At 73.4% G+C, this 26,888-nt stretch carries 25 protein-coding genes; 11 read left to right on the forward strand and 14 right to left on the reverse strand.

Annotated features, from left to right (window positions below; genetic code table 11):
• Positions 1-202 precede the first annotated feature (202 nt).
• From ACIQWR_RS27390 to ACIQWR_RS27400, 3 genes are all read left to right on the forward strand, one after another.
• Complete coding sequence (locus ACIQWR_RS27390) at positions 203-340, forward strand: hypothetical protein (protein ID WP_404014684.1); 138 nt, start codon at positions 203-205, stop codon at positions 338-340.
• On the forward strand, positions 337-1,515 hold the full coding sequence (locus ACIQWR_RS27395; protein ID WP_404014687.1) for a protein-L-isoaspartate(D-aspartate) O-methyltransferase: 1,179 nt from the start codon (positions 337-339) through the stop codon (positions 1,513-1,515). Before ACIQWR_RS27390 ends, ACIQWR_RS27395 begins: the two co-directional genes overlap by 4 nt.
• Before the next feature lie 126 nt (positions 1,516-1,641).
• On the forward strand, positions 1,642-1,950 hold the full coding sequence (locus ACIQWR_RS27400) for a hypothetical protein (RefSeq protein WP_404014690.1): 309 nt from the start codon (positions 1,642-1,644) through the stop codon (positions 1,948-1,950).
• A 19-nt stretch (positions 1,951-1,969) separates the two neighbouring features.
• Here ACIQWR_RS27400 and ACIQWR_RS27405 read toward each other — a convergent pair whose 3' ends face one another.
• Both ACIQWR_RS27405 and ACIQWR_RS27410 read right to left on the reverse strand, forming a co-directional pair.
• Entirely contained in the window at positions 1,970-2,923 is a 954-nt protein-coding gene (locus tag ACIQWR_RS27405; protein ID WP_404014693.1) for an SCO1860 family LAETG-anchored protein, read from the reverse strand.
• A 286-nt stretch (positions 2,924-3,209) separates the two neighbouring features.
• Positions 3,210-4,304: an amidohydrolase family protein gene (locus tag ACIQWR_RS27410; protein WP_404014695.1), complete on the reverse strand. Its 1,095-nt coding sequence runs from the start codon at positions 4,302-4,304 to the stop codon at positions 3,210-3,212.
• 64 nt (positions 4,305-4,368) lie between these two features.
• On the opposite strand from ACIQWR_RS27410, the gene ACIQWR_RS27415 reads away from it, so the two are divergent.
• Entirely contained in the window at positions 4,369-5,469 is a 1,101-nt protein-coding gene (locus tag ACIQWR_RS27415; protein ID WP_404014697.1) for an aminotransferase class V-fold PLP-dependent enzyme, read from the forward strand.
• On the opposite strand, the gene ACIQWR_RS27420 is transcribed toward ACIQWR_RS27415, so the two are convergent.
• From ACIQWR_RS27420 to ACIQWR_RS27455, 8 genes are all read right to left on the reverse strand, one after another.
• Positions 5,466-6,554: an aminotransferase class V-fold PLP-dependent enzyme gene (locus ACIQWR_RS27420; protein WP_404014699.1), complete on the reverse strand. Its 1,089-nt coding sequence runs from the start codon at positions 6,552-6,554 to the stop codon at positions 5,466-5,468. The genes ACIQWR_RS27415 and ACIQWR_RS27420 overlap by 4 nt on opposite strands.
• Positions 6,555-6,670: 116 nt before the next feature.
• Positions 6,671-7,381: a DsbA family oxidoreductase gene (locus ACIQWR_RS27425; RefSeq protein WP_404014701.1), complete on the reverse strand. Its 711-nt coding sequence runs from the start codon at positions 7,379-7,381 to the stop codon at positions 6,671-6,673.
• Positions 7,382-7,471: 90 nt separating this feature from the next.
• On the reverse strand, positions 7,472-8,023 hold the full coding sequence (locus tag ACIQWR_RS27430; RefSeq protein WP_404014703.1) for a GNAT family N-acetyltransferase: 552 nt from the start codon (positions 8,021-8,023) through the stop codon (positions 7,472-7,474).
• Positions 8,024-8,123: 100 nt separating this feature from the next.
• On the reverse strand, positions 8,124-9,581 hold the full coding sequence (locus ACIQWR_RS27435; protein ID WP_404014706.1) for a peptidoglycan D,D-transpeptidase FtsI family protein: 1,458 nt from the start codon (positions 9,579-9,581) through the stop codon (positions 8,124-8,126).
• Between the two features lie 62 nt (positions 9,582-9,643).
• Entirely contained in the window at positions 9,644-10,306 is a 663-nt protein-coding gene (locus ACIQWR_RS27440; protein WP_404014708.1) for a response regulator, read from the reverse strand.
• Positions 10,303-11,706 carry a sensor histidine kinase gene (locus tag ACIQWR_RS27445; protein ID WP_404014711.1) on the reverse strand — a complete coding sequence of 468 codons (1,404 nt, stop codon included), beginning with the start codon at positions 11,704-11,706 and terminating at the stop codon, positions 10,303-10,305. The genes ACIQWR_RS27440 and ACIQWR_RS27445 overlap by 4 nt, the downstream gene beginning before the upstream one ends.
• A gap of 47 nt (positions 11,707-11,753) precedes the next feature.
• Entirely contained in the window at positions 11,754-12,722 is a 969-nt protein-coding gene (locus tag ACIQWR_RS27450) for a hypothetical protein (protein ID WP_404014714.1), read from the reverse strand.
• A 189-nt stretch (positions 12,723-12,911) separates the two neighbouring features.
• Positions 12,912-13,757 carry an IclR family transcriptional regulator gene (locus ACIQWR_RS27455; RefSeq protein WP_404014716.1) on the reverse strand — a complete coding sequence of 282 codons (846 nt, stop codon included), beginning with the start codon at positions 13,755-13,757 and terminating at the stop codon, positions 12,912-12,914.
• A gap of 134 nt (positions 13,758-13,891) precedes the next feature.
• Between ACIQWR_RS27455 and ACIQWR_RS27460 the strand changes: the two genes are divergently transcribed.
• The 4 genes from ACIQWR_RS27460 (at position 13,892) to ACIQWR_RS27475 (ending at position 17,373) form a co-directional block, all read left to right on the forward strand.
• Entirely contained in the window at positions 13,892-15,436 is a 1,545-nt protein-coding gene (locus ACIQWR_RS27460; RefSeq protein WP_404014719.1) for an aldehyde dehydrogenase (NADP(+)), read from the forward strand.
• 85 nt (positions 15,437-15,521) lie between these two features.
• A complete protein-coding gene (locus ACIQWR_RS27465; protein WP_399259153.1) occupies positions 15,522-15,743 on the forward strand; it encodes a hypothetical protein in 222 nt (73 codons plus the stop codon).
• 151 nt (positions 15,744-15,894) lie between these two features.
• Positions 15,895-17,079: a TerD family protein gene (locus ACIQWR_RS27470; protein ID WP_404015048.1), complete on the forward strand. Its 1,185-nt coding sequence runs from the start codon at positions 15,895-15,897 to the stop codon at positions 17,077-17,079.
• 114 nt (positions 17,080-17,193) lie between these two features.
• On the forward strand, positions 17,194-17,373 hold the full coding sequence (locus tag ACIQWR_RS27475) for a hypothetical protein (protein ID WP_404014721.1): 180 nt from the start codon (positions 17,194-17,196) through the stop codon (positions 17,371-17,373).
• A 137-nt stretch (positions 17,374-17,510) separates the two neighbouring features.
• Here ACIQWR_RS27475 and ACIQWR_RS27480 read toward each other — a convergent pair whose 3' ends face one another.
• Together ACIQWR_RS27480 and ACIQWR_RS27485 are read right to left on the reverse strand one after the other, a co-directional pair.
• Entirely contained in the window at positions 17,511-18,950 is a 1,440-nt protein-coding gene (locus ACIQWR_RS27480; protein WP_404014723.1) for an alkaline phosphatase PhoX, read from the reverse strand.
• A gap of 150 nt (positions 18,951-19,100) precedes the next feature.
• The gene (locus ACIQWR_RS27485) at positions 19,101-20,735 is read right to left on the reverse strand and encodes a hypothetical protein (RefSeq protein ID WP_404014725.1); all 1,635 of its coding nucleotides are present in this window, start codon (positions 20,733-20,735) and stop codon (positions 19,101-19,103) included.
• A 259-nt stretch (positions 20,736-20,994) separates the two neighbouring features.
• Here ACIQWR_RS27485 and ACIQWR_RS27490 point away from each other — a divergent pair, with 259 nt between their 5' ends.
• Together ACIQWR_RS27490 and ACIQWR_RS27495 are read left to right on the forward strand one after the other, a co-directional pair.
• Positions 20,995-22,839: an endonuclease/exonuclease/phosphatase family protein gene (locus ACIQWR_RS27490; protein ID WP_404014727.1), complete on the forward strand. Its 1,845-nt coding sequence runs from the start codon at positions 20,995-20,997 to the stop codon at positions 22,837-22,839.
• A 309-nt stretch (positions 22,840-23,148) separates the two neighbouring features.
• On the forward strand, positions 23,149-23,403 hold the full coding sequence (locus ACIQWR_RS27495) for a hypothetical protein (RefSeq protein ID WP_399259157.1): 255 nt from the start codon (positions 23,149-23,151) through the stop codon (positions 23,401-23,403).
• 233 nt (positions 23,404-23,636) lie between these two features.
• On the opposite strand, the gene dapD is transcribed toward ACIQWR_RS27495, so the two are convergent.
• Both dapD and ACIQWR_RS27505 read right to left on the reverse strand, forming a co-directional pair.
• Positions 23,637-24,617, reverse strand: coding sequence for a 2,3,4,5-tetrahydropyridine-2,6-dicarboxylate N-succinyltransferase (gene dapD, locus ACIQWR_RS27500; RefSeq protein WP_385776620.1), 981 nt, complete (start codon positions 24,615-24,617; stop codon positions 23,637-23,639).
• Between the two features lie 68 nt (positions 24,618-24,685).
• Positions 24,686-25,906 carry an MFS transporter gene (locus ACIQWR_RS27505; protein ID WP_404014731.1) on the reverse strand — a complete coding sequence of 407 codons (1,221 nt, stop codon included), beginning with the start codon at positions 25,904-25,906 and terminating at the stop codon, positions 24,686-24,688.
• 89 nt (positions 25,907-25,995) lie between these two features.
• Here ACIQWR_RS27505 and ACIQWR_RS27510 point away from each other — a divergent pair, with 89 nt between their 5' ends.
• Positions 25,996-26,871 carry a winged helix-turn-helix transcriptional regulator gene (locus tag ACIQWR_RS27510; RefSeq protein ID WP_404014734.1) on the forward strand — a complete coding sequence of 292 codons (876 nt, stop codon included), beginning with the start codon at positions 25,996-25,998 and terminating at the stop codon, positions 26,869-26,871.
• Positions 26,872-26,888 lie beyond the last annotated feature (17 nt).

Below are 26,888 nucleotides of genomic sequence, written 5' to 3' on the forward strand. Positions count from 1 at the left end.
GAGCTGCCCGCGTCGAAGCGCATGGCGCACCGACGCGAGAGGCCCTGTAACCCTTCCCCGGATTCCCGTCCCTGCCTGTCAGACCCCACCGGGCAGGGGCGGAGTACAACTCCCTTGACTCATACGGGTTGAGGGACCAAAGGCCCTCCGGCCGGCTGGACTAAGGTCCCAAGGCTGACGGGCGCTCAAAGGAGGTACTGCAATGAAGGCTTGGTGGATCACCGAGGCCGACGGCGGGAACCCGCAGGACGACAGCGACAGCGGCAACAAGCACGGCGGGGGCGGCTCCGACGAGGGCGGCAACACGTCGGACGGCTCGCAGCCGACGGACGGCAAGTGACCGCGCACGAACTGAAGGAGGCGGGCTCTAAGGGGCTCGCCTCCGTGCTCTTGGAGTCGGGCGCGCTCACACCTGAATGGCTCCCCGCCTACGAGGCGGTACCGCGTCACCTGTTCGTCCCCGAAACCATCTGGCCGGGGCAGGCGGGCATGAACCGCCAGGACGACCGCGTGACCATGACCGAACACCCCGAACTGTGGTGGAAGGCCGTCTACCGTGACGCGCCGATCACCACCCAGTGGGACGGCGGCGCGTACACCGGCCCGAAGAAGGGCCGCACGCCGACAAGCTCCAATTCCATGCCGAAGATGGTGTTCACGATGCTTCGCGTGCTGGACGCCCGGCGCGGCCACAAGGTCGCGGAAGTCGGCGCGGGCACGGGGTGGAACGCGGGGCTCATGGCCTGGCAGCTCGGCGGCGAGAACGTCGTCTCCATCGAGCTGGACCCCGGCACGGCCGCCGACGCGCGCAACCGCCTGGCGGCGGCCGGACTCGCTCCGCTGGTCGTCACCGGCGACGGGGCCGAGGGGTACGCCGACCGCGCCCCCTACGACCGGTGGATCGCCACCTGTTCAGTCGGCAGCGTCCCGGCCGCCTGGAGGGAACAGACGGTCACTGGGGGCGTCATCGTGACCCCGTGGGGGCCGACGTACGGCGGTGAGGCGGTAGCGCGTCTCACGGTCGCTGAGGACGGCACGGCGAGCGGCCCGTTCGTCGCGTCATCGGCGTTCATGCGGATGAGTCACCAGCGCAAGCAGCTACCGCCGACGAGCGCGTTCACGGACGGGGAGGCAATCCCCGGCGAGGACGTGCACTCGGACACCACACTGTCCCCGGACGACGTCGGCGACTGGGTTCACATGTTCGCCATCGGGGTGCAGGTACCCGACCTGTTCTGTCGGGTCGAGAACCTGGACGGCGAGGCGTACCGGTTGCGGCTCATGGACACGGGCGTAACGGCGTGGGCGACAGCGGAATACCGGCCCGGTCACACATCCTTCCCGGTGGTGCAGCACGGTCCCCGGCGGCTCTGGGATGAGCTGGAGACGGCGTTCCGCTGGTGGGTCGCTCGGGACCGTCCGGGCTTCGACCGGTTCGGGCTCACCGTGGACGACGACGGCGAGTGCGTGTGGCTCGACCGGCCCGGCAACTGGGTACCCGTAAGGGGACTCTGAGACGGACCACAAAGGGCCCTGGCTGCCACTCCTCCGCGAGTGCTGGCCGGGGCCCTTCCGTGCCCGGAGGTTTCCGCTGGTCAATATAGGGTTACCCGTGTACTAACTACTTGGGTGGTCTACGGGATGGGCGACCAGGTCGCCAGCTTCGTGCCGCCGGAGATGAAGCGCGGCAACATGGGCTCGATCCCGCGCTTCACCTTCACCCCGTCGACCGAGCGGCCGGGCCGCTGGGAGGTGACGAAGGCCGAGTTCCTCACCGAGTACTCGGACATGACCCCGCCGTTCCGCGTGGTGTGCGCCGCCTGCGCCGCCTCGGACGCCGCTCTGGGCGCCGCGAAGCGGGCGGAGTACGCGGCCGTCGACCGGCAGGTGACGGAGGCCGTGCTGTCGCGCGGGGCCGGCGAACAGGGTCTGACGCACGCCACCCGCTAGCGGCTCGGCTCGGCGCTGCCTACTGGATCCGGCCGCGGCCCCGGCCGCGGGTCACGACGAGGGCCGCGGCGCCCATGCCGAGCAGCAGCAGCGCGCCGCCCGTCACGTACGGGGTGACCGAACCGGCCCCGGTCTCCGCCAGGTTGGCCTGGTCACCGGCGGACTGGGGCTTGACGTCCGCGACGGCGGCCGGCTTCGCGGAGACCTGCGTCGAGGGCGCGGTGGAGGGCGACGGCGCGATGCCGCCGGGACCCTCGCAGTGCGCCTCGGCCAGGACCACCTCGCCGGTCACCTGGGCGACGTTGAGGTTGCCGGGGTTCACCGACACCTTGAGCCGCAGGGCGGCGGCCGCGGCGGTGGTCGAGGTGGTCTGCGTACCGGAGAGCTCCATGTCGACCTCGCCCACGCCCGGGACGGCGATCCTGGTCGGGCCGCCCGCGGAGAGGGTGATCCTCTTGCCGAGCGCGGTCACCGTGCCGAGCACGTTGGAGCTGGCCACCGGCTTCTTCCCCGGCTCGCACACGGCCTTCGAGGTGACCTTCTCCACCTCGATCAGGGAGAGCGCGGGCAGTCCGGGGACGTGGACCTTGGCGTGGACCAGGTTCGCCTCGGCCCGCGCCCCGGTCCTGTCCGCCGTCGCCTTCGAGGTCGCGACGTCGGCGCGCAGGACGTTCACCGGCTGCCCCTTGTCGACCCCGTCGAGGGTGACGGTCAGGGCGGTCTTCGCGGCGTCGGCGGGCGCGCTGACCTCGTTCAAGGTGGCCGTGAGCGGTACGTGGACGGTCTTGTTGAGCAGGCCCACGTCGAGCCCGGCGCGCAGGACGGCGGCGCCGGCCTTGCCGGAGCCGCCCGCGCTGCCCGTGCCCGCGGCTCCGGAGCCGCCCGTGGCGTGGGCGGCGGGTGCGGTGAGCAGGGCGACCGCTCCGGCGGCGAGCAGGGCGGCCGCGGGCATGCGGAAGGTGTTGCTGTTCAAGGTGGTGGAACCCCCAGGGAGGTGGGAGCCGTCGCGCCGCCAATGGGGGACATCGCGCGCGCCGACGGCCTGGACCCCGGAATCTTTACGCACGGAGAGTGAACGCGTGACGACCTGACGTGAGTTCACCCCAAAGGGTGGTTTCCACGCACATATTCGATTCTGATGGCACGGGAGTGCGCCTCACGCGGCACGGAGGTGCGCCGAAACCTCATGGTCCACAGGTTTCGGCCACACCTAACGACCGGACGCACGACCGTGTCACGCCCCGGTCAACTCCACGCGCTCAGCCCCGGATCCGCCCCGCCAGCACCACCCGGCGCGGGTCGGCCAGCACGGACACGTCCGCCCGCGGGTCCTCGCCGTAGACCACCAGGTCCGCCCGGGCGCCCTCCTCCAGACCGGGGCGCCCCAGCCACGCACGGGCCCCCCACGTCGTCGCCGACAGCGCGGCCGACGCCGGGATCCCGGCCTTCACCAGCTCGGCCACCTCGGCGGCGACCAGCCCGTGCGGCAGCGAACCGCCCGCGTCCGTACCGACGTAGACCGGCACGCCCGCGTCGTACGCCGAGCGCACCGTGTCGTAGCGCCGCTCGTGCAGCCGCCGCAGATGGGCCGACCAGCGGGGGAACTTGGCCTCGCCGCCCGTCGCCAGCTTCGGGAAGGTCGCGATGTTCACCAGCGTCGGCACGATCGCCACCCCGCGCTCGGCGAAGAGCGGAATGGTGTCCTCGGTCAGGCCGGTGGCGTGCTCGACGCAGTCGATGCCCGCCTCCACGAGGTCGCGCAGCGAGTCCTCGGCGAAGCAGTGGGCGGTCACCCGGGCCCCGAGCCGGTGCGCCTCGGCGATCGCCGCCTCGACCTCGGCGCGCGGCCAACAGGCCGTCAGGTCGCCCACCTCGCGGTCGATCCAGTCGCCGACCAGCTTCACCCAGCCGTCGCCGCGCCGCGCCTCGCGGCCGACGTACTCGACGAGGTCGGCGGGCTCGATCTCGTGCGCGTAGTTGCGGATGTAGCGACGGGTGCGGGCGATGTGCCGGCCGGCGCGGATCACCTCGGGCAGGTCCTCGCGCGCGTCGATCCAGCGGGTGTCGGAGGGCGAACCGGCGTCCCGGAGCAGCAGGGTGCCCGCCTCCCGGTCGGCCAGTGCCTGCTTCTCGCTGGTCGCGTCGTCGACGGGGCCGTGGGCGTCCAGGCCCACGTGGCAGTGCGCGTCGACCAGCCCCGGCAGCACCCAACCGGTCACGGTGGTGACCTCGTGCGCGCCCGCCCCGGCGCGCGGGCGCTCGTACGAGATCCGGCCACCGACGACCCACAACTCGTCGCGGACCTCGTCCGGTCCGACGAGCACCCGCCCCTTCACGTGCAGCACATCGCTCATGGCCGCACTGTAGCCACCCGCTCGGTACGCTCTGTCCGTACCCTCGAACGAAGAGAGCACCTCGGTGACCAGCACTGCGCCCCACCCCCTCCTTGACCTGCCGCCGCTGACCGCGGAGCGGTTCGCGTCGATCGAACGGGGGGTCGCGGACCTCCTCTCCACCCGCCAGGACGTGGTGATCACCCAGGGCGAGGCGCTGCTCCCGCTGGAGGGCTGCATCCGCTCCGGCGCGCGGCCCGGTTCGACGGCGCTGAACATCGTGACGGGCCCGTACGGGACCACCTTCGGCAACTGGCTGCGGGACTGCGGCGCGACGGTGGTGGACCTGGCCGTGCCCTTCGACACCGCCGTGAGCGCGGCGCAGGTCGCGCGGGCGCTGGCCGCGCACCCGGAGATCGACTTCGTCTCGCTGGTGCACGCGGAAGCGGCGACCGGGAACACCAACCCGGTCGCGGAGATCGGCGAGGTCGTCCGGGCGCACGGCGCGCTGTTCATGCTCGACGCGGTGGCGTCGGTGGGCGCGGAGCCGCTGCTGCCGGACGCGTGGGGCGTGGACCTGTGCGTGATCGGGGCGCAGAAGGCGATGGGCGGCCCGGCCGGCGTGTCGGCCGTGTCGGTCTCGCAGCGCGCGTGGGAACGGTTCGCCGGGAACGCGTCGGCGCCGCGCCGCTCCTACCTCTCCCTCCTGGACTGGAAGGAGCGCTGGATCGACGGCGGGCGCAGGACGCTGCTGCACGCTCCCGCGCAGCTGGAGATGCTCGCGCTGGAGGCCTGCCTGGCCCGGATCGCCGAGGAGGGCCCGGCGGCCCTGATGGCCCGCCACGCGGCGGCCGCGGCGGCGACCCGGGCGGGAGCGGTCGAGCTGGGGGTGGCGCCGTACGTCGTCGACGCGGCGGACGCGGCCCCGGTGGCCACCACCCTGCGCGTGCCGGAGGCCTCGGCGGTGGTGGCGCGGGCCCTCGCCGCCGACCCCGAGGCCCCGCTGGCCGCGGGCGGCGGCGCGCTGGCCCAGGAGATGGTCCGGGTCAACCACTACGGCCCGGCGGCCGCGCTCCCCGCGGTGCACGCCTCGCTGACGGCCCTGGCCACGGCCCTGTCCGTGCCGCCGACCGGCGCCCTGAAGGCGGCCACCACGGCCTGGGACGGGGCCACCGCGGCCTCCTAGTCCGAGAGGGCGTCGAGGGCGCGGTCCACGTCCGCCTCCGTGTTGTACAGGTGGAAGGAGGCCCGGAGGGCGCCCGCGCGGGCGGCCGTCGGAATGCCCGCCGCCAGCAGCGCGGGCTGGCGGTCGGCCAGGCCCGGGACCGAGACGATCGGGGCGCGGCCCGGGACGGGCTCGTGTCCGAGGTCGGCGAGCCCGGCCCGGAAGCGGTCGGCCAGCGCCGTGTCGTGGGCGTGCACCGCCTCGATGCCGACCCGTTCCAGCAGGGCCAGCGACGGCTCGGCCGCGTGGTAGGCGAGGAAGGCCGGGGACTCGTCGAACCGCCGCGCGTCCTCGGCCAGTTCGACCATCGGCCCGTAGAAGGAGTCGCGCCCGGGTCGGGCGGCCGTCCACCCCGCGTGCAGCGGGACCAGCGTCTCCTGCGCCTCCTCCGAGACCGTCAGGTACGAGACCCCGCGCGAGGCGAGCAGCCACTTGAACCCGGCGGTCACGGTGTAGTCGTAGGGCGTCGCGTCGAAGGGCAGCCAGCCGATCGTCTGCGAGGCGTCCACCAGCATCCGCGCCCCGTGCGCGGCAGTGGCCGCACGGATCGCCGCGAGGTCGGCCGTCCGCCCGTCCGCGGACTGTACGGCGCTCAGCGCGACCAGCGCCGTCCGTGCGCGGACGGCTTCGGCGACCGACTCCAGGGGGACGAAGCGCAGCGCCAGGTCCCCCCGCACCACGAAGGGGTTCATCACCGAGGCGAAGTCGTCCTCGACGCAGAGGACCTCGGCCCCGGCGGGCAGCGCGGCGGCGACCAGCCCGACGTGGGTGGCCACGGCCGAACCGAGGGCCACCCGCGAGGGCGCGACCCCGGCCAGGCGCGCGAAGCCCTCGCGCACCCGGCCGGCGATGGCGAGGTCCCCGAAACCGGCCGGATCCCCGGCCCCGGCCGCGTCCGCCATGGCGTGCACGGCCGCCACCGCGGCGCGCGGGAAGACGCCGCAGGTCGCGGTGTTGAGGTAGGCGGTGGTGTGCCCGAACTCGGCACGGGCCGCGGCGACGAGCGCCGCCCGCGCGGCCGAGGTCGCCGCTCCGGCAGAGGTCACATCGGCAGGGGTCTCTTCAGTACCGGGAAGATCCATGGGACCCACTCTGCTTCAGCAACGACCCTCCGTCCATTGCCGGTTCGGCCGGACGGCCGGGGGTCGGGGCGGGCTCGGGCTCAGGCCCGGTCCGGCACCGCGCACGCGCCGTCCGGCTCGCAGGCGGGCGCCTCGGGCGAGGTGTCGACGCTCTCGCGCCCGGCCCACGCCTGCTCCAGCGCCTGGGTGAAGACCTCGGCGGGCTGCCCGCCGGAGACCCCGAAGCGGCGGTCCAGGACGAAGAACGGCACGGCGTTCGCGCCCAGTTCGGCCGCCTCCCGCTCGTCGGCGCGCACGGCGTCGGCGTAGGCGGTGGGATCGGCGAGCACCGCGGCCGCCTCCGCCTCGTCCAGCCCGGCCTCGACGGCGAGCACCAGCAGGGTCCCGGAGTCGAAGACGGACCGCTCCTCGGCGAAGTTGGCCCGGTAGGCGAGGTCCAGCAGCTCGTCCTGGCGGCCGCGGGCGGCGGCCAGGTGCAGGAGGCGGTGGATGTCGAAGGTGTTGCCGTGGTCGCGGCCCTCGGTGCGGTACTCCAGCCCCTCGGCGCGCGCACTGGCCGCCACGTGCTCCTCCATGCCGCGCGCCTCGTCGAGGGTGCGGCCGTACTTCTTGGCCAGCATCTCCACGACGGGGGCGACGGCGCCCTTGGCGCCGTTCGGGTCGAGCTCGAAGGAGCGGTGGACCACCTCGACCTCGTCGCGGTGCGCGAAGGCGGCCAGCCCCTTCTCGAAACGGGCCTTGCCTATGTAGCACCAGGGGCAGGCGATGTCGCTCCAGATCTCGACGCGCATGATCCTTCTTCTCTCCGGGTCCGGGGTGGGCTCTGGGCGCGGAGGGGTCCCCTCCGTCGTCCCAGGGGCACAACGCCCACCCCCCGTCCCTCATTCCCCGACCGTCAGCCAGAGGACGTGGTGGGATCCGGCGCGCGGGGCGAGCGGGTCGGGGCGCCAACCGTGGGCCGCGTAGAAGGCCTGGGCCCGCAGGTTGTGCTCGTAGACCTCCAGTCGGACCCGCGGCACGCCCGCCCGGCGCCAGCGCTCCAGGCAGGCGGCGTGCAGGGCGGCGCCGGTGCCGCGGCGCCAGTGGGCGGGGTCGACGTGCAGCTGGGTGAGCGTGGTCTCACCGGCCACGGTCCGGAAGGCGGCGACCCCGGTCAGCTCGCCGTCCTGCTCGGCGCAGAGCACCCCGCCGGTCTCCCCGGCACCGCCGCTGCCGCCGCCGGCACCCTTGCCGCCGCTGCCATCGCTGCCATCGCCGCCGTCGCTGCCGTCGCTGCGGGCGACGGCGTGCGACCAGCCCTCGCGGCTGCGGGCCAGCTCGTCCTCGCCCGCGTAGGCGTCCTCGGGGAGCCGGTCGCGGTAGTAGGTGGCGCGGGCGCGGCTGTGCAGGGCGGCGATCGCGTCGAGATCGGTGGGGAGTGCGGTCCTGATCATGGGAAAGAGAACGCGCCGGGGACCTCGCTGGTTCCCGGCGCGTTCGTACTTCCGTACGTCGATCGTGCGGTCGACGGTCGGGTCGGCGGTCAGGCGGTGGCTACTTCTTGAGCCACGCGTCCATCATCTTCTGGGCCACGGGCGCGGCCAGCTTCCCGCCACCGATCTCGGACCGGTCCGTGTCCGAGTTCTCGATGACCACGGCGACCACGATCTGCTTGCCGCTCGTCTTGCCGTACGAGGTGAACCAGGCGAGCGGAGGGAGGCTGTTGTTCACACCGCGCTGGGCGGTGCCGGTCTTGCCGCCGACCTCGGCGCCCGAGACCTGCGCGGGCTTGCCACCGCCGTCGGAGACCACGGTCCGCATCGCGTCGCGGATCATCGAGGCCGTCTTCTCGCTCATGACCTGCTTGGATTTCGGGTCCTTGAGGCTCTCCAGGACGTTGCCACTGGAGTCGGTGACCTCGGAGACCACGTGCGGGGCGACCAGCTTGCCGCCGTTCTCGATCGCCGCCGTCACCATCGCCATCTGGAGCGGGGTGGCCTGGACGTCGAACTGGCCGATGCCCGTCTGCGCGACCTGGTCCTTGGACATCTTCTTCGACGGGTACTTGCTCGTCGGAGTGGTCCCGATCGGGATCTTGGCGTCCGTGTTGAAGCCGAGCTTCTCCGCCATCGCCCGCATCTTGTCCTGGCCGAGCCGGTGGGCCAGCTCCGCGAAGACGTTGTTGCAGGACTTCTTGAGACCGTCGCGCAGGGTCACGTTGTTGCAGCCGGGGGTCGGGACCTCGCTCTTCAGCGGGGTCGTGGTGCCGGGGATCGTGTAGGGGTCCGCGATGCCCGTGGGCGTGTCGATCGAGCTGAACATCCCGTCCTCCAGCGCCGCCGCCAGGGTGACCAGCTTGAAGGTGGACCCGGGGGCCTGGGGCTTGCGCAGCGCCGTGTTCAGCATGGGCGCGCCCTGGTTCTCCGAGAGCTTCACCCAGGCCGCCTCGGCGTCCTTGCCGCTGCCGGTGATGCTGCCCGGGTCGTAGGTCGGGTTGTTCACGACGCCGAGGATCTCGCCGGAGTCCGGGTCGATCGCGACGGCGGCGCCCTGCTTGCCCTGGAGCGCGTCGAAGCCGGCCTTCTGGACGTCCTTGTCGATCGTCGTCAGGACGTTCCCGGGCTCGGCCCGCTTGTTCGTGAGGATGTCCATGAACGACTTCAGCCGGTTGTCCGAGCCGTTCAGGATGTTCTTGTAGATCCCCTCCAGCATGGTGGAGGTGTACACCTGGGAGGTGTGGCCGGTGATCGGCGCGTACAGCGGGCCGTCGGTGTACGTCCGCTTGTACGCGAAGTCCTTGCTCCCCTCGGTCTTCACCGAGCCGGTGATCGCCTCACCGCCCACGATGATGTTGCCCAGCGGGTTCGCGTACTGCCCGATGATGTTCCGCCGGTTGTTCTTGTCGTCTGCGAGCGCCTGGCCTTGGTACGCCTGCACCCATGTGACCCGCACCAACAGGGCAAGCACCAGAAGCAGACAGAAGACCGACGCGCGCCTGATCGTCTTGTTCATCTCTGAAAAGGACGCACCAGCGGTCCCGGGCGTTCCACTGTGCCCCGATTGTGGCGGGGTTCTCAGCCTTTCTTCATGAGGAAGCCCCCTTCGTAGGCGGCGATGACCGCCTGGGTCCGGTCCCGGGAGCCGGTCTTGGCCAGGACCGCCCCGACGTGGGTCTTCACCGTCTGCGGGCCGACGCCGAGCCGCTCGCCGATCTCGTGGTTCGACAGCCCGCTCGCCATCAGCCGCAGCACGTCGGCCTCGCGCTCGGTCAGCCGCTTGGCCCAGGCGGCGACGGCGGCCGGCCCCGGGTCGTGGGCGGCGGCCAGCGCGCGGACCGCTGCCGGGAAGAGCAGCGAATCGCCGCGGGCGACCAGCCGGACCGCGCCGATCAGCTCCTCGGCGTGGGCGCGCTTGAGCAGGAACCCGGCGGCGCCCGCACGCAGCGCGTCGTACACGTACGAGTCGTTCTCGAAGGTGGTGACCACCAGGATCCGGGGCGGCTCCGCCATGGTGGCGAGGATCTGCTCGGTGGCCCGGATGCCGTCGATCTCCGGCATCCGGACATCCATGAGGACCACGTCGGGAGCCTCGGCCCGGACCAGGGAGACGGCCTCGGCGCCGGAGGCCGCCTCGCCCACCACCTCCAGGTCCGGCTCGGCGTCGAGGATGGCCCGCAGGGCGGTGCGGACCATCCGCTCGTCGTCCACGACCACGATGCGCAGCGGCGGGCGGTTCACCGGGGACCACCGCCCAGCGGCAGGACGGCGCGCAGTCGCCACTGCCCGCCCAGCTCGCCCGCCTCCACGACCCCGCCGAGCAGCACCGCCCGCTCGGCGGCGCCGCGCAGTCCCAGGCCGCCACCGGTGCGGGTCCCGCGCCCGGTGTCCTCGGCCAAGGGGTTCGTCATGATCAACTCCAGTTCGCGGGATCCGTCGTGTACGTGGTCACCGCCGCGCGGGCGGCCGGGCCCATGGACGCGCTGCCGGTGGACGCGCAGCCGGAGGTCGATCGGGCCGCCACCGTGCCGCAGCGCGTTGCTGAGCCCCTCCTGGACGATCCGGTACGCCTCCCGGGAGACGATCGCGGGCAGCTGCCCCCAGTCGCCCACGGGTCCCGGATCCTGGCGGGCCGTGATCCGGACGCCCCCCGCCCGGCTGCGGGCCAGCAGCCCCTCCAGGTCGGCGGCCAGGGTCGGCGCGGGCGCCGCGCCGGGCCGCTCGCCCACCCCGTCGCCCTCCCGCAGCAGGCCGAGGACCGCGTCCAGCTCCCCCACCGTGCGCCGGGTGGTGTCCTCGATCGCGGCCAGCGCCTCGCGGACGAACTCCGGGTCCGTCTCCAGCACCCGCCGGGCCGCCCCCGCCTGGAGGGTGACCGCGCTGAGCGCGTGCCCCACCGCGTCGTGCAGTTCCCGGGCCAGTCGGTTGCGCACGGCCAGGTCGGCCGCCCGCTCCTCGGCCGCGGCCAGCCGGTCCGCGCCGGTCGGCCCGAGCAGTACGGGCGCCAGCCGGGCCAGCAGCGCCCCGGCCCCCGCCGCGCAGAGCGCCAGCGCGCCGAGCACGGCGACCCCGAGCAGCGGGGCGACGTACACCCCGGCCCCGGTGGCGGCCCAGCCGAGTCCCTGCGGGGTGCTGTCGGCCAGCAGGGTCATGAACGGCAGGGCGATCAGCACCACCCCCATCGGCGGAACCGCGAGGGTCATCCCGCTCACCACCGCCCCGAGCCCCAGGTGCAGGGTCCACCACGCCGAGGCCCGGCCCCGCGCCGCCCAGGACCGCCCGGGCCCCTGTGCCAACAGCTCTCCCGGCACCCCGCACAGGGCCCGGACCGCGGCCACCGACATCGGCCTGGTCAGGGGGAACACCCCGCTGACGGCCACCAGCGGCAGCGCCGCCGCATAGGAGATCAGCATCAGCGGGAACGAGTTGAGCGCGTTGACCCCGCCCTCGGCGGACCCCACCACCACCTCGGCCAGCAGGAAGTAGGGCATCAGTAACGCCCCGCCGAGGACCAGGTGCACCCAGCGCAGCCCCGCCTTCGCCAGCCCGGCCCGGGTCAGCCCGAGCCGTTTCGGCCCCCACCCACCGGGCCGCGCTCCGGCGGGTCCCACCGCGCGCGACCGCCCCGTACCCAGCTCCATCTCGCTCCCCCGCCCTGGTCGGCCCCGCCCCCGCGAGCCGGTCGGCCTCACATCGGCCGGTCCGCTCGGCGCGCCGTGCGGCGCGCCATGCGATGCGCCATGAAGTCGGCTATACGGTGCGCCATGAGGAACCGCGTGATGACGGCGACCCCGAGCAGCCCGGTGATCATCTGGCCAGCGTAGGTGAGCCAGTTGCTGCTCGTGGCCCCCGCACCCTCGAACTCCCCTCCCAGCGCGGCGATCACGAGCCACGCCCCCCAGCTGAGCGCCGCCGCCGACCCGGTCCACGCGACGGCCAGCGGCCACACCATCGCGCCCCGGCCCCAGCTCCGGCCCCGCGCCAGCGACACCGCCCCCAGACCGGCACCGAACGCGCACGCCGCGTGGATCACCGACACCACGGTCCAGTCCGCGGTGCGCTCGGCCCGCTGGAGCGCGGACAGTCCGGCCGAGCCCCCGAACCCCCAGTACAGATACGCCGCGCCCACCACCAGGCCGGCCACCGCCGCGGCTCCCGCCACCACCCCCGTGTGCGACGGGAGCCGCTGACCCGGCACGCCCTGCCACCGGTGTCCCCAGCGCTGGCGCGCGTAGGGCACGAACAATCCGGCGAGGGCGAGTCCTTGAACGATGAAGCCGCCGTAGACGAGGTCGAACACCCACGGTTCGAGGAAGGGCTTGCGGACGGCCCGGGCCGCGGCCGTGTCCGTCTCCACCCCCAGCGCCCGTATGAGCAACTGCCCCGGGTACCCGGTGAGGATGGGCGTCAGCAACCCGGTGGCGACGAAGGCGGGGACGATCAACAACCAGCCCGGCACCCGCAGCCCCCAGGGCCGGGTGAGCACGAGCGCGAGCACGATGACGCACGCGTCCATCGCCACCGTGACGGAGTTGGCCACGACGAAGAAGGGCCCGGGATCCAGCAGCACGCTCCCTTCCGGTATCCCGATCCTGCTCCCACCCAGCCAGGCGGCTTTGAGCACCATGTACGGCACGGTGGCGACAAGGGCCGCCACCCGCAGGACCCTTCGGACGGTCCCCAACGCGGGGGCGGCGCCCGTGTCCACAGCCCTCGCGTCCACGGCACTCGCGTCCACGCTTCTCGCTTGCACGGCTCTCGTGTTCATGGCTCAACGGTCCCGTCCCGGCCGCCCCGCCACCTCCCCCGCGAAGGTGATCCGTCTCCCCCGCCCGGGGGAGACGGATCACATCCGGCGCGTCACGACCGTCAACCGGTCCCGCGCCTCGAACAGCGCCGCCTTGATCGCCCGTTCGTGCCCCGGCGTCAGTCGTGCCAACGGCACCGAGCAGCTCACCGCGTCCCGCGCCGGAGTGCGGTACGGCACGGCCACCCCGAAGCAGCACAGCCCCAGCGTGTTCTCCTCCCGGTCCACCGCGTACCCCTGCTCGCGCACCAGCGCCAGCTCCTCGATCAGCACCTCCCGGTCCGTGATCGTGTGCTGCGTGACGGCCTGCAACCGCTCCGGCAGCAGCAGCCGCACCTCCTCGTCCGTGTGCGTGGCCAGCAGCGCCTTGCCGAGCGCGGTCGAGTGCACGGGCAGCCGCCGACCGACCCGGGTGAAGGGCCGCAGGTAGTGCTGGGACTGCCGGGTGGCGAGGTAGACCACGCTCGTCTCGTCGAGCCGGGCCAGGTGGATGGTCTCGGTGGTCCCGTCCGAGAGCCGGTCCAGGGCCGGCCGGGCGGCCGCGACCACCTCGTCCCCGTCGATGTACGAACTGCCGACCAGCAGCGCCCGTACGCCGATCCCGTACCGGGTCCCCTGGGCGTCCGTCTCCACCCACCCCATGCCCACCAGCGTGCGCAGCAGCATGTACAGGCTGGACTTGGGCAGTGCGAGGTCGTGCTGGATGTCCGCCAGGCTGTGCAGCCCGGGCCGCGCCGCGAAGTGCTCCAGCAACTGCACCGTCCGCACCGCGGACTTCACCGGAGCACCTGGAGCACCTGGCGCACCCGGTGCACCCGGCTCGCCCAACGCACCCAACGCACCCGGTGCACCCGGCGCCTCGACCCCCGACTCGGCTGTCGTCATGCGCGTTATCGCCCCTCTGCCTTGTCAACCCCGAAGACACGGAAATAGAGTCCACAGCGGATGTGATCATTCATCCACCGGAACGGCGTTCAGAATACTGAACGATCCCTCTCCAGCCCAGGAGGCATTGCGTCATGGCAGGAACACCAGTCTGGAGTGTGGACCCCCGTACCGGGAAGCAGCGCGAGCAGGTCGCGGTCGAGGCCACCCCGAGCGAGGTGGACCGGGCCGTACGGGCGGCGGACGCCGCCCGCGGCGCACTCGCCGACCGCGCCGCCCGCATCGTCTTCCTGCGCGCCGCCGCCGACCTGCTGGACGCTTCCGCCGCGCACGTCGTCGAGGCGGCCGACGCCGAGACGGCGCTCGGCCCCGGCCGCCTCACCGGCGAGCTGGCCCGCACGACGTACCAGCTGCGGGCGGTCGCCGACGCCGTCGAGGACGGCGCGTACCTCGACGTCCGGATCGACCGCGCCGACCCCGCGCTCGCCCCGCCCCGCCCCGATCTGCGCCGCTACAAGGTGCCGCTGGGCGTCGTCGCGGTCTATGCCGCCTCCAACTTCCCGCTCGCCTTCTCCGTCCCGGGCGGCGACACCGCCAGCGCGCTCGGCGCGGGCTGCCCCGTCGTGGTCAAGATCCACCCCGACCACCCGGCCACCTCCGAGCTGTGCGCCTCGCTGCTGCGCCGCGCCGCCGAGGACAGCGGGCTGCCGGCGGACGTCGTGTCCGTCGTGCACGGTTTCGACGCGGGCCTGGAGCTGATCCGTCACCCGCTCGTCGCGGCTGCCGGGTTCACCGGGTCCATCCGTGGCGGCCGGGCCCTGTTCGACGCGGCCGCCGCCCGCCCGGTCCCCATCCCCTTCCACGGCGAACTCGGCTCCCTCAACCCCGTCGTGGTCACGCCCGCGGCGGCCGCCGAGCGCGCCGAGGAGATCGGCGCCGGTCTCGCGGGCTCGGTGACGCTCGGCGTCGGCCAGTTCTGCGTCAAGCCCGGGCTGGTGCTCGTACCCGAAGGAGCGGACGGCGACCGGCTCACCGGTGCGCTCACCAAGGCGCTCGGGGAGACCGAGCCGGGGGTCCTGCTCGACCACCGGATGCGGGACGGCTTCGTCGCCGGGGTCGGCGAGCGGGCGGCGCTGCCCGGGGTCGTCGCACCGGTCACGCCCGGCGCCGGCGGCGAGCACACGGTCGGCGCGGGCTACCTGACCCTCGCCGCGCGCGGTCTGCTGGCCGATCCGCGGGCGTACGGGACGCTGCTGGAGGAGTGCTTCGGCCCGGTCACCGTCGTCGTGCGGTACGCCGATCAGGGCGAGGCGTCCGCCGTACTGGCCCTGCTCCCCGGCAACCTCACGGCCACCCTCCAGCTGTCGGCCGCGGAGTGCGCCGGCGACAACGCCACGCCCGCCCCCGCTGAGCAGCTGATCGGGCAGGTCACGCGGCTGGCCGGGCGGGTCGTGGTGAACGCCTGGCCGACCGGGGTCGCGGTGGCGCCGGCCCAGCACCACGGCGGCCCGTACCCGGCCGCGACCTCGCACTCCACCTCCGTCGGCGGGACCGCGATCGAGCGGTGGCTGCGCCCGGTGGCCTACCAGTCGGTGCCGGACCCCTTGCTCCCGCCGGAGCTGCGCGAGGCCAACCCGCTAGGACTGCCCCGCCTGGTGACGGGCGCCCCCACGGCCTGACGGGGCCCGGTACCGCCGGACGGCCCCCGGCCGCCCCGGCCAAATGCGGTTGCCCGCCCCGCCCCCCGCGGGGCAGGCTGCCGCCATGCCGAGACCCCACGGATTCACGTACGCGCAGCACCACGACGGCACGGTCGTCATCACCCATCAGGGCCGCGAGGCGAGCACGCTGCGCGGGTCCCGGGCGGAGAAGTTCCTGGCCGAGGTGGAGTCGGGGGACGCCCAGCTGGTCATGGCCCGCTGGACCGGCGCGTACAAGTTCGGCAACGAGCGGATGGCGAAGAACCACCCCCGCAACCGCCGGTAGGCACCCCCTCCGCCAGCCGGACAGCTGCCGCACAGCAGCCGGACAGCAGCAAGGCAGCTGCCGGACAGCGGCTCCGGCAGCCGTTCGGGGAAGGGACCCGCGGGTAAGGGAACGGCAAAGGGCCTTCGGTCGTTCTCCGGGCATGACCGCTATGACCCCTGGTTCGAACCTGCCGCTCAATGCCGTCCGCGTGACGGTGGATGTGGCTGCTCCGGTACGGCTGGACGTATCCGGGCTCCTGCTCGCCGCGGACGGCAAGGTGCGCTCCGACGCCGACTTCATCTTCTACAACCAGCCCGCCGCCCCCGGTGTCAGCTACCGGTCCGGCGGCGGTTCGGCGCCGGACTCGATCACCGTGGACACCTCCGCGGTCCCGCCCGGCATCGAGCGCATCGTGGTGACGGCCAGCCCCGACGCCGCCGGGCAGAGCTTCCAGGGCGTCGAGCCCACCGCCACCGTGCGCAACGCCGACGGCGGCGCGGTGATCGCCAGCTTCACCCCGCCGCAGCTGGGCACCGAGACCGCGCTCGTCGTCGTCGAGGTCTACCTGCGGGGCGGCGTGTGGAAGGTCCGCGCCGTAGGCCAGGGCTACGCCAACGGGCTCGCCGGAATCGCCACCGACTTCGGCGTCTCCGTGGACGAGGAGCCCGCCGCCCCGGCTCCCGCTCCCGTCCCCGCGGCCGCCTTCCCCCCGGCGCCGCCCGCGCCGCCCGTCGCCCCGCCCGTGGCCCAGCCCGCCGCGCCCGCCCCGGGCGCCGGGAAGGTCAACCTCGACAAGGGCCGGGTCAGCCTCCAGAAGAACCAGACCGTCTCCCTGGTCAAGGGCGGTCGCCCGCTGCTCTCCCAGGTCAAGATGGGCCTCGGCTGGGAGCCCGCGTACGGCGGCCGGGACATCGACCTCGACGCCTCGGTCATCGCGTACGGCCCGCAGCGCAACCACATCGACAGCTGCTACTTCGGCAAGCTCTCGATCCTGGGCGGCGCCATCAAGCACTCCGGCGACAACCTGACCGGTGAGGGCGCCGGGGACGACGAGGTCATCGTCGTGGACCTCGGCCGCATCCCCGCCGAGGCCACCGGTCTCGTCTTCACCGTCAATTCCTTCTCGGGCCAGAAGTTCAGCGAGGTCGCCAAGGCCTACTGCCGGCTCATCGACGCGGCCAGCGGCGAGGAGCTCGTCCGCTTCGACCTCACCGGTGCCGAGCCGCAGACCGGCGTGATGATGGCCAAGCTGATCAAGCAGTTCTCCGGCGAGTGGGAGATGACGGCCATCGGAGAGTTTGTGAAGTCCCGCACAGTGCGCGGCATGGTCAAGCCCGCCGCTCAGGCGCTCTGACGCAGGTGGGCGGGGACTGACCGCTCCGCGCGCGGAGCCCGGGGTGACCCATGCCACCCCGGGCTCTCCTTAATCCGGAGGTTGTTGTCAGTGCCCGCCCGTAGCCTTGACCCCATGTACAAGTCACTCCCGACCGCGGGTCCCGCCCGCCCGTCCGCCTCCGAGGCGAACGAGGCGATACGGCACCTCGTCGAGACCGGGGTGGACAGCGAGTGGCCCTCCGAGGCGTATGAGTTCCTCCTCGGCGAATGGGCCGCCGGAAGCCGCGCGGAAGTCGGCTCCGCGGCCCTGTAGGTCACCCGCCGCTCCCCCGGTCCCGGCGACGGCGCCCTGCCCACCGCCGGCACCGGCACCACCGTCGGCACCGGCCCCGTCCGAAGCCCACCGCCGACAGCGGCCCCGGACCGACCCCCGCCGGCGGCCTCCCCGCGTCAGCGCCCCCGCCGCCACGGCCCGGTGACGGCCAGCATGATGCCCGGGTCCTGGATGTTGGCGAAGAGGGTCCGCCCGTCCGGGGAGAAGCAGACGCCCGTGAACTCCGAGTACTCGGGCTCCGCCGCGGTCCCGATGTTCAGCTCGTTGCGCGCCAGCGGGTAGGTGCGCCCCTCCTCCGTCGCCCCGAAGAGGTGCTGGAGGCCGCTGCCGTCCTCCGCGATGATCAGGCCGCCGTACGGCGAGACCGTGATGTTGTCGGGGCCGTCCAGGCCGCCCTCCGCCGCCGGGTCGGCGTTCACACCGAGGATCACGACGAGCTTCATCGTGCGCCGCTTCGGGTCGTAGAACCACACCTGTCCGTCGTGCGCCGCGCCCGGGCTCTCCGTGCGGGCGTAGGAGGAGACGAAGTACGTCCCCCCGTCGGCCCACCACATGCCCTCCAGCTTCCGCGCCCGGGTCACCGCGCCGGTCGCGAACTGCTTGCGCACCGAGAGCGTGCGCGCGTCGCGATCGGTGACCTCCGCCCAGTCCACCCCGTACACGGTCCCGACCTTGGTGGCGCGCGAGAGGTCGTCCACGAACTGCCCGGCCTTGTCGAAGCACTTGGCCGCCGCCAGCACGCCCGCGTCGGCCGCGAGCGTACGCAGCTTGCCGCGCCCGTGCCGGAAGCCCTTGGGCGGGGTCCAGCGGTACAGCAGCCCGTTGGGGCCCGAGGCGTCCTCGGTGAGGTAGGCGTGGCCGCTGCGCGGGTCGATCACCACGGCCTCGTGGGCGTAGCGGCCGAAGGCCTTCACCGGGCGCGGGTCGCGGTTGGCCCGGCGGTCGTGCGGGTCGACCTCGAAGACGTAGCCATGGTCCTTGGTCATCCCGTTCTTGCCCGCCAGGTCCTCGGTCTCCTCGCAGGTCAGCCAGGTGTCCCAGGGGGTGGCCCCGCCCGCGCAGTTGGTCGACGTACCGGCGACGCCGACCCATTCGGCGACCTCGCCGCCGCGCCGGACCTCGACGACCGTGCAACCGCCCGCCGCCGCGGGGTCGTAGACGAGGCCCTCGGTCAGCGGGACGGGGTGGGGCCAGTCGGCCCGCTTGCCCTTCAGCTCGTGGTTGTTGACCAGCAGGGTGACCCCGCGGTGGCCCTCGAACGCGGCCGTGCCGTCGTGGTTGGACGGGGTGCTCTCCCCGGAGTCCAGCTTCGTCACGCCGGTGCGGGTGATCACGCGGTACGAGAACCCGGCCGGCAGGGCCAGCAGTCCGGCCGGGTCCGGGACGAGCGGGCCGTACCCGGGCCGTCCCGGGCGGCCGCGCTCGTCCTGGCGGTCGGTGTCGTCGGCGGCGAGGGCTCCCGGGGCGGTGGCGAGGGCCCCGACCGTACCGGTGAGCGCGACGCCCGCTCCGGCGAGGACGGTGCGGGCGGTGAAGTCTCTGCGGCTGAGCGGCATGGGGTCTCCAGGCTCGGGAGTGGGCTCGAATCGTGCGGTCGGCGGGGCCAGAATTCCGCCCCCATGTGAACGGCGGCTGACTTCCCCGCCAAGAGGAGTGGTCCCCTTGTCCCGCCGACGATTGGCCGACTCCCGACCAGGAACGGCGCGTTACGCCCCGGAGGGCTGCCGCGAGCGCGCCTTGAAGGCGGCCTTGCGGGCCTCCTTCGCCGACTTGCGATCCGGGTGGAGCCGCCCCATCGCCTCCAGCACCTGCGCCGTGTACGGGTGCTCCACCCGCCACGCCGCGTCGAAGAAGCCGGTGTGATGCGCCGTCAGATTAGCCATCAATGACGGGAGTTCGTCGGATTCGACGCCTTCGGCGAGCTGCGCCGCGATCGTGTCGACGGTCAGCCAGAAGACCATGGCCTCGGAAGGGGCGGGGACGTCGGTCGCGCCGCGCTCGGCGAGCCAGACCCGGGCGAGCCCGCCGAGTTCGGCGTCGTCCAGGACCGCCCTGATCACCGGTTCGGCGACCGGTCCGGCGGGGGCGAGGGCCTGCTGGCAGCGCAGCCGCCGCAGCGGCCCGCCGGGGTCGCCGCCGCGCGCGGCGGCGAGCAGTTCGCCGACGGCCTCGGTCAGTTCGCGGCCCTCGATCCACTGCTCGATCTCGGCCTGCGCGGCGCCCTCGGGGTAGCCGGAGACGGCGTCGAGCAGCGCGTCCGCGCCCTTGCCGGCCAGGTCGCCGATGGCGGGCGCCTCGACCCCCGCCTCCCGCATGCGGGCGCGGATGCCGTACAGGCCGAGCGGGGTCAGCCGGACCATGCCGTAGCGGGAGACGTCCTCGTCGTCGAGGTCGTCGGACGCGGGGAGCAGGTCCTCGTCGTCCGCTTCGGCCATCAGCTCCTCGTCGACCGGGCGGAAGTCGACCAGCCCGATCGGCTCCAGCTGCCGGAACTGGTCGTCCAGGCGCATCATCGCGTCCGAGACCTGCTCCAACACCTCGTTCGTGGGCTCGACCATGCCGTCGGGCACGACCATCGAAGCGGCCAGGACGGGCAGCGGCACGGGCGTGTCGGTGGCGCCGCCCTCCGCGACGGTCAGCAGGTACAGGTTGGCGAGCACCCCGTCGAGGAAGTCGGCCTCGCGCTGCGGGTTCCAGTCGAGCCGGGTGAAGTCGATCTCGCCGCCGGAATCGAGGGCGTCGACGAGGTCGTCGAGGTCGGGCACGGCCGCGTCCGCGAGCACCGCGTCGAGCGCGGCGAGCCACAGGTCCAGTACGTCGCCGGGCGCGCCGCCGGTCACCAGGGCCAGGTCCTCGCCCGGCCCGGCGACCCCGAAGACGCCGTCGTCGTCGGCCAGATCCGCGGCGTCCGGCTCGGCGTGCTCTGCGGCGGGGCCATCGCCCGGCTCCTCGGCGGGGCCCTCACCCCGCTCCTCGGCGCGGTCCTCATCGCGGTCGTCGGCGCGGTCGTCGGCGCGGTCGTCGGCCGGGCCCTCGCCACGCCCCTCGGCCAGGTCTTCGATGTCCGTCACCTCGACGAGGCCGGTGTCCACCGCCACCCGCCAGGCCTCGCTCGCGTACGCCGCCCCGTCCTCGTCGCCCTCGAAGCCGAGCAGCCGCACCGCCTCGGGCAGCCGGTCGGCGAGGAGTTCGCCGCCGGAGCCGACGGGGGTGCCGGGGGCGGTCCAACGGGCCAGGCGGACGGCGCGGGCGAACAGCGGTGCGGCGAGGGCGTCGCGCGCCAGTTCGGCCTCGGAGTGCAGCCGGACCGGCGGCAACGTGGGGTGCGCCTCAGCGGACATGGGGTGGTTCTCCTCGCGTGAACTGTGTGAGAGCGCTCACCAGCGTAGACGCATCGGGGCCGCTCTCCGGGGGGCATCGCCTTTGGTTCATCCCACAGTCGGCTGCCGTATTCCCTGGAGGCCTTGACAACGTCGCTGGCCAGGAACGAAATTGACGCGCGTAGATATGTGCGTAGACATGTTCGGCGTCCCGTCAGGGACCCCGGACGGATCGCGCGACCGCTCCGCTCCACCCACCCACACACCGGAGTTCCTGCCCATGCGCTCCTCGCATCCCCGTTCTGCCGCCGTCGCGGCCCTCGTGGCCACCGCTCTGGCCACCGGTCTGCTCGCCGGGTCCGCCGATGCCGCCGAAGGCGGCGCGAGCGCCGACGCGGTCCGCATCCACGACATCCAGGGCACCACCCGCATATCGCCGCTGAACGGCAAGGCGGTCGCCGATGTCACCGGAATCGTGACGGGCGTCCGCACCTACGGCTCGCGCGGCTTCTGGATCCAGGACCCCGACGCGGACGACAACGACGCGACGAGCGAGGGCGTCTTCGTCTTCACCAGCTCCGCGCCGACCGTCGCCGTCGGCGACGCGGTGAAGGTCTCGGGCACGGTCGGCGAGTACATCCCCGGTGGCGCGTCCTCCGGCAACCAGTCGGTCACCCAGATCGCCAAGCCGGTCGTGACCGTGCTCTCCTCCGGCAACGCGCTCCCCGCGGCCGTCTCGATCAACGAGTACTCGGTCCCGGCCGAGTACGCCCCGGCGGGCGACCCGGCCGCGGCGGGCAGCGTCAACGCGCTGACCCTGGACCCCTCGCGCTACGCCCTGGACTACTACGAGTCGCTGGAGGGCATGAACGTCAAGATCGGCACCTCCCGCGTGGTCGGCGCGACCGACCCGTACTCGGAGCTGTGGGTCACCGTGAAGGGCTGGGAGAACACCCTCAAGCGCGGCGGCACGCTCTACGGTTCGTACGAGTCCCAGAACACGGGCCGGCTCCAGGTCCAGCAGCTCGCCCCCGTCGCCACCCAGCCCTTCCCCGTGGCGAACGTCGGCGACAAGCTGACCGGGACCACCGAAGGCCCGCTGGACTTCAACCAGTTCGGCGGCTACACCCTGGTGGCCCGCACCCTCGGCACGGTCAAGGCGGGCACCCTCGCCCCCGAGAAGACCAAGGCCCAGGCGGCGGGCGAGCTCGCGGTGGCGACGTACAACGTCGAGAACCTCGACCCGACCGACCCGCAGACGAAGTTCGACAACCTGGCGAAGGCCGTCGTCGAGAACCTCGCCTCCCCCGACGTCCTCGCCCTGGAGGAGATCCAGGACGACAACGGCGCCAAGAACGACGGCACGGTCTCCGCCGAGCAGACGCTGACGAAGTTCACCGCGGCCATCGCCGCCGCGGGCGGCCCGGCGTACCAGTGGCGCACGATCAACCCGGAGAACAACAAGGACGGCGGCGAGCCCGGCGGCAACATCCGCCAGGTCTTCCTCTTCAACCCGCTGCGCGTCTCCTTCACCGACCGTGCCCCGGGTGACGCGGTCACCGCGACCGCCGTGACCACGGGCGACAAGGGCCAGGCGGCCCTGACCCACTCCCCCGGCCGGATCGACCCGTCGAACGCGGCGTGGGCGGACAGCCGCAAGCCGCTGGCGGGCGAGTTCGTCTTCCAGGGCAAGACGGTCTTCGTGATCGCCAACCACTTCTCCTCGAAGGGCGGCGACGAGGGCCTGACCTCGGTGCACCAGCCCCCCGTGCGCTCCTCGGAGGCCAAGCGGCTGCTCCAGGCGCAGGCCGTGAACGGCTTCGTCAAGAGCCTGCTGGCCACGCAGAAGGACGCGAAGGTCCTCGCGGTCGGCGACATCAACGACTTCGACTTCTCGGGCACCACGGCCGGGCTGACGGACGGCGGGGCGCTGTACCCGGCGATCCAGTCGCTGCCGAAGGCGGAGCGCTACTCGTACGTCTACCAGGGCAACGCCCAGGTGCTGGACCAGATCCTGACCAGCCCGGCGGTCAAGGGCTTCACCTACGACAGCGTGCACATCAACGCCGAGTTCTCGGCGCAGAACAGCGACCACGACCCGCAGGTGCTGCGCTTCCGCCCGTGACCCGCGCCGAGCGATGCGCGCCGCACGACCCGGGTCGCACGACCCTCGTCGGGTGACCCGCGTCGGCTGACGCACACCCCGTGATCCGCAGGGGGCCCGGCCGCCGTCCCGGCCGGGCCCCCTGTCGCGTGCTCCGGGCGCCGGTGGAGGCTCCGCGGGCCCGGAGAGCCGGTCGAGACGGGCCCTCCACCCCACAGGTCGGGACTTTCGGCCCTGGCGTGATACTGGCCACACCCCTACTCAATCCGCGATTTGTCGTGTTGAGTATCCCCACGCCCGATCTTGTACCCCGCACTCTTGGAGGACCGCGTGTTCCCCTCCATCTCCCTCGCGCAGGAAATCGGCATCGCCGTCCTGCTCGTGGCCGCCTTCGTCTGGATCCTCGGCCTCGGCCACATGATGTTCGACAGCCGGTTCCACCACCCGGAACCAGGCGCCTTCGAGGGGCTCGCGGTGATCCCGGCCCAGCGCGATTGCAGTGCCCACCCCCTGGAACGCGTCGAGCTGACCGAGGCGGAACAGCAGGCCTTCGCGGGCCTGGTCCGCACGATCCCGCTGCACTGACACGCACCGAAGCGCGCAGACGCCGAAGCGGCCCCCGGAAGGAATTCCGGGGGCCGCTTCGGGGGGAGGGGCGGGGCGCGGGCCCACCGCAGGTGTTGGGGGTCCGGGCCCCGGTGTGGGCCCCCCCCCCCCCCCCCCCCCCCCCCCCCCCCCCCCCCCCCCCCCCCCCCCCCCCCCCCGCCCGGGGGGGGGGGGCCGCGGGGGGGCCGCCCCCCCGGGGCCGCGGACCAACGTCAGTTGTGGCTGTGCAGGACCTCGTTGAGGCCGCCCCAGACCGCGTTGTTCGGGCGGGCCTCGACGGCGCCGGTGACCGAGTTGCGGCGGAAGAGGATGTTGCTGGCGCCCGAGAGCTCCAGCGCCTTGACGATCTGGCCGTCCGGGAGGGTCACGCGGGTGCCCGCGGTCACGTACAGACCGGCCTCGACGATGCACTCGTCGCCCAGCGCGATGCCGACGCCCGCCTCGGCGCCGACCAGGGTGCGCTCGCCGATCGAGATGATCTGCTTGCCGCCGCCGGACAGGGTGCCCATCGTGGACGCGCCGCCGCCGATGTCGGAGCCGTCGCCGACCACGACGCCCGCGGAGATGCGGCCCTCGACCATGGAGGTGCCGAGGGTGCCGGCGTTGAAGTTGACGAAGCCCTCGTGCATGACGGTGGTGCCCTCGGCGAGGTGCGCGCCGAGGCGGACGCGGTCGGCGTCGGCGATGCGCACGCCCTTGGGGGCGACGTAGTCCGTCATCCGCGGGAACTTGTCGATCGAGGTGACCTGGAGGTGCAGGCCCTCGGCGCGCGCGTTCAGCCGTACGGTCTCGACCTGGTCGACGGCGACCGGGCCGAGCGAGGTCCAGGCGACGTTGGTCAGCAGGCCGAAGACGCCGTCCAGGTTCTGGCCGTGCGGCTTGACGAGGCGGTGGCTCAGCAGGTGCAGGCGCAGGTACGCGTCGTGCGCGTCCAGCGGCTTGTCCTCCAGGGAGGAGATCACGGTGCGGACCGCTACGACCTCGACGCCGCGGACCGCGTCCTGGCGGATCGCCTTGGGCGCGGTGGCGCCCAGCAGCTCCACGGCCTGTTCGGCGGTGAGGCGCTCGGTGCCGGCCGGGCCGGGCTCGGCGACCAGCTGGGGGGCGGGGAACCAGGTGTCGAGGACGGTGCCGTCGGCGGTGAGGGTGGCAAGGCCGGCGGCGACGGCGCCGGTGGTACGCGTAGCAGTCATGCCCGAAACCTAACCGGCGACGGCCCGCCGGAGCGAACCGGTCTCATGTGCCGGTCGGGGCGCGCGTCTCATGTGCCGGTCACGGCGTGCGCCGCCCCGGCGCGCCGGCGCGGCCGGTCGCCCTGCGCGGACGCGTACAGGACGGCCGCCCCCGCGCCGCCCGCGAGCAGGGCGCAGAGCGGCCACAGCAGGCCGGGCGCGGCGTCGTACAGCGCTCCGCCCAGCGGCGGGCCGAGCACCACGCCACTGACCGAGACGCCGGCGTACAGGCTCTGGAAGCGGCCCACGGCGTGTTCGGGAGCCCGGTCCGCGACGTAGGCGGTGGCAGTGGTCTTGTACAGGATCTCGCCGACGCTCAGCAGCAGCATCATGGCGACCGCGCTGGCCATGCCGGCGCCCAGCATCAGCATCGCGTACCCCGCCCCCACCAGGAGCAGTCCGGCGCCGATGACGCGCAGCGGCGGGCGGGCGCGCAGCGCGACGGCGGCGGGCATCTCCAGCAGCAGGACGACGGCGCCGTTGAGGGCGACGGCGAAGCCGAAGACGCGGGCGTCGAAGCCGTGGTCGGCGAGGAAGACGGGGAAGGCGGAGTACTGCTGCCGGTAGACGAGGTCGACGACCAGGATCGCGCCGAGCAGCAGGAGCACGGCGGGCCGCGCGCGCAGCTCGGACCAGAGGCCGCCGCGGCCCGGACCCCCGTCCCGGGCCGCGGCGGAGCGTGCGGCGCCGCGGGCCGGCACGGCCCGGGCGGTCCACAGGGCGAAGAAGAGGGTGCCGAGGCCGTCGGCCACGAAGAGCCAGTCGTACGAGATCCCGGTGGCCACCAGGGCGCCGAGCGGCGGGCCGATGGCGAAGCCGCCGTTGGAGGCGCTGCGCACGACGGCGTACGCCTGGCGGCGGGAGCCTTCGGGAACGGTCACCGCGACCAGCGCGGAGTTGGCGGCGCGGACCACCCCGGAGGCGTATTGGGCCAGCGGCAGGGCGCCGAACAGCAGCGGGGTGGGCAGCAGCGGAAAGGTCATCAGGACGATCCCGCCGAGGGCGGAGGCGGCCAGCAGCACCCGGCGGTGGCCGAAGCGGTCGCCGTACCAGCCGCCGGTGAAGTTCCCGGCGACCAGGCCGATGCCGCCGAGTCCGGTGGCCAGGCCGGCTCCGGTGACCGGGAGTCCGCGCGGGCCGGTCAGATAGAGGAAGACGAAGACGAAGGTGAAGCTGACGACGGCGTTGACGAACACCCCCGCCGCCAGGAGCCACACCGCGCGCGGCACGTCCTTGAATCCCCGCAGCATGTCCGCCCCCGGATCTCATCGAGTTAGTTCCTTTTGGGAATGGACTATGTCAGCATGACAGCCTCGGGTCAACGGACGAAGGAGTTCCCATGGCCCAGCGCACCCAACTCGGTGACGCCGACTGCGCCATCGCCCAGGCCCTCGACGTCGTGGGCGACTGGTGGACGTTGCTGATCGTGCGCGACGCCGCGCGCGGCGTCGCCCGCTTCGACGCGTTCCAGCGGGAGCTCGGCATGTCCCGCAAGGTGCTGACCGAGCGACTGCGGCTGCTCGTCGAAGCGGACGTGCTGACGCGCGAGCCGTACCAGCAACGTCCGGTGCGGCACGAGTACCGGCTCACCCCGCGCGGGCGGGCGCTGCTGCCGGTGCTGGTGGCCCTCCAGGACTGGGGGGACGCCTGGATCCTGGGAGAGGGAGAGACGACGGCGACCACCGAAGAGGCTTCGCGGGAGGCGGCCCGGGTGCACGCGCTGAAGGGCACGCGGGTGCCGGAGCTACTGCTGCAGGACGCCGCCGGGGAGCCGCGCGACCCGGTCGCGGACAGCCCGTACACCGTCCTGTACTGCTTCCCGGGGGCCTACGCCCGCGCCGCGTCCTACCCGCCCGGCTGGGCCGGGATCCCGGGGGCGAAGGGCTGCACGCTGGAATCGTGCACCTACCGCGACCAGCTGGCGCGGTTCACGGCGGCGGGGGCGACGGTGCACGGGGTCTCGACCCAGCGACCGGACGAGCAGCGGGAGTTCGCCGAGGCGGAGGGGCTGCGCTTCCCGCTGCTGTCGGACGCGGGGCTCTCCCTGGTGGCGGCGCTGCGGCTGCCGACCTTCCGGGCCGCGGGGGTGAGTCGGATGAAGCGGCTGACCCTGGTGGTGGCCCGGGACCGGACGGTGGTCGAGGCGATCTACCCGATCACGGACATCGAGGCGAGCGTCTCGGCGGCCCTCGCGGCGGTGCGCTCGGCTCCCTGACACCGCGCCGGAGTGCG

Origin of the sequence: Streptomyces sp. NPDC098789, assembly GCF_044759975.1 — a bacterium.
Lineage (GTDB): Bacteria > Actinomycetota > Actinomycetes > Streptomycetales > Streptomycetaceae > Streptomyces.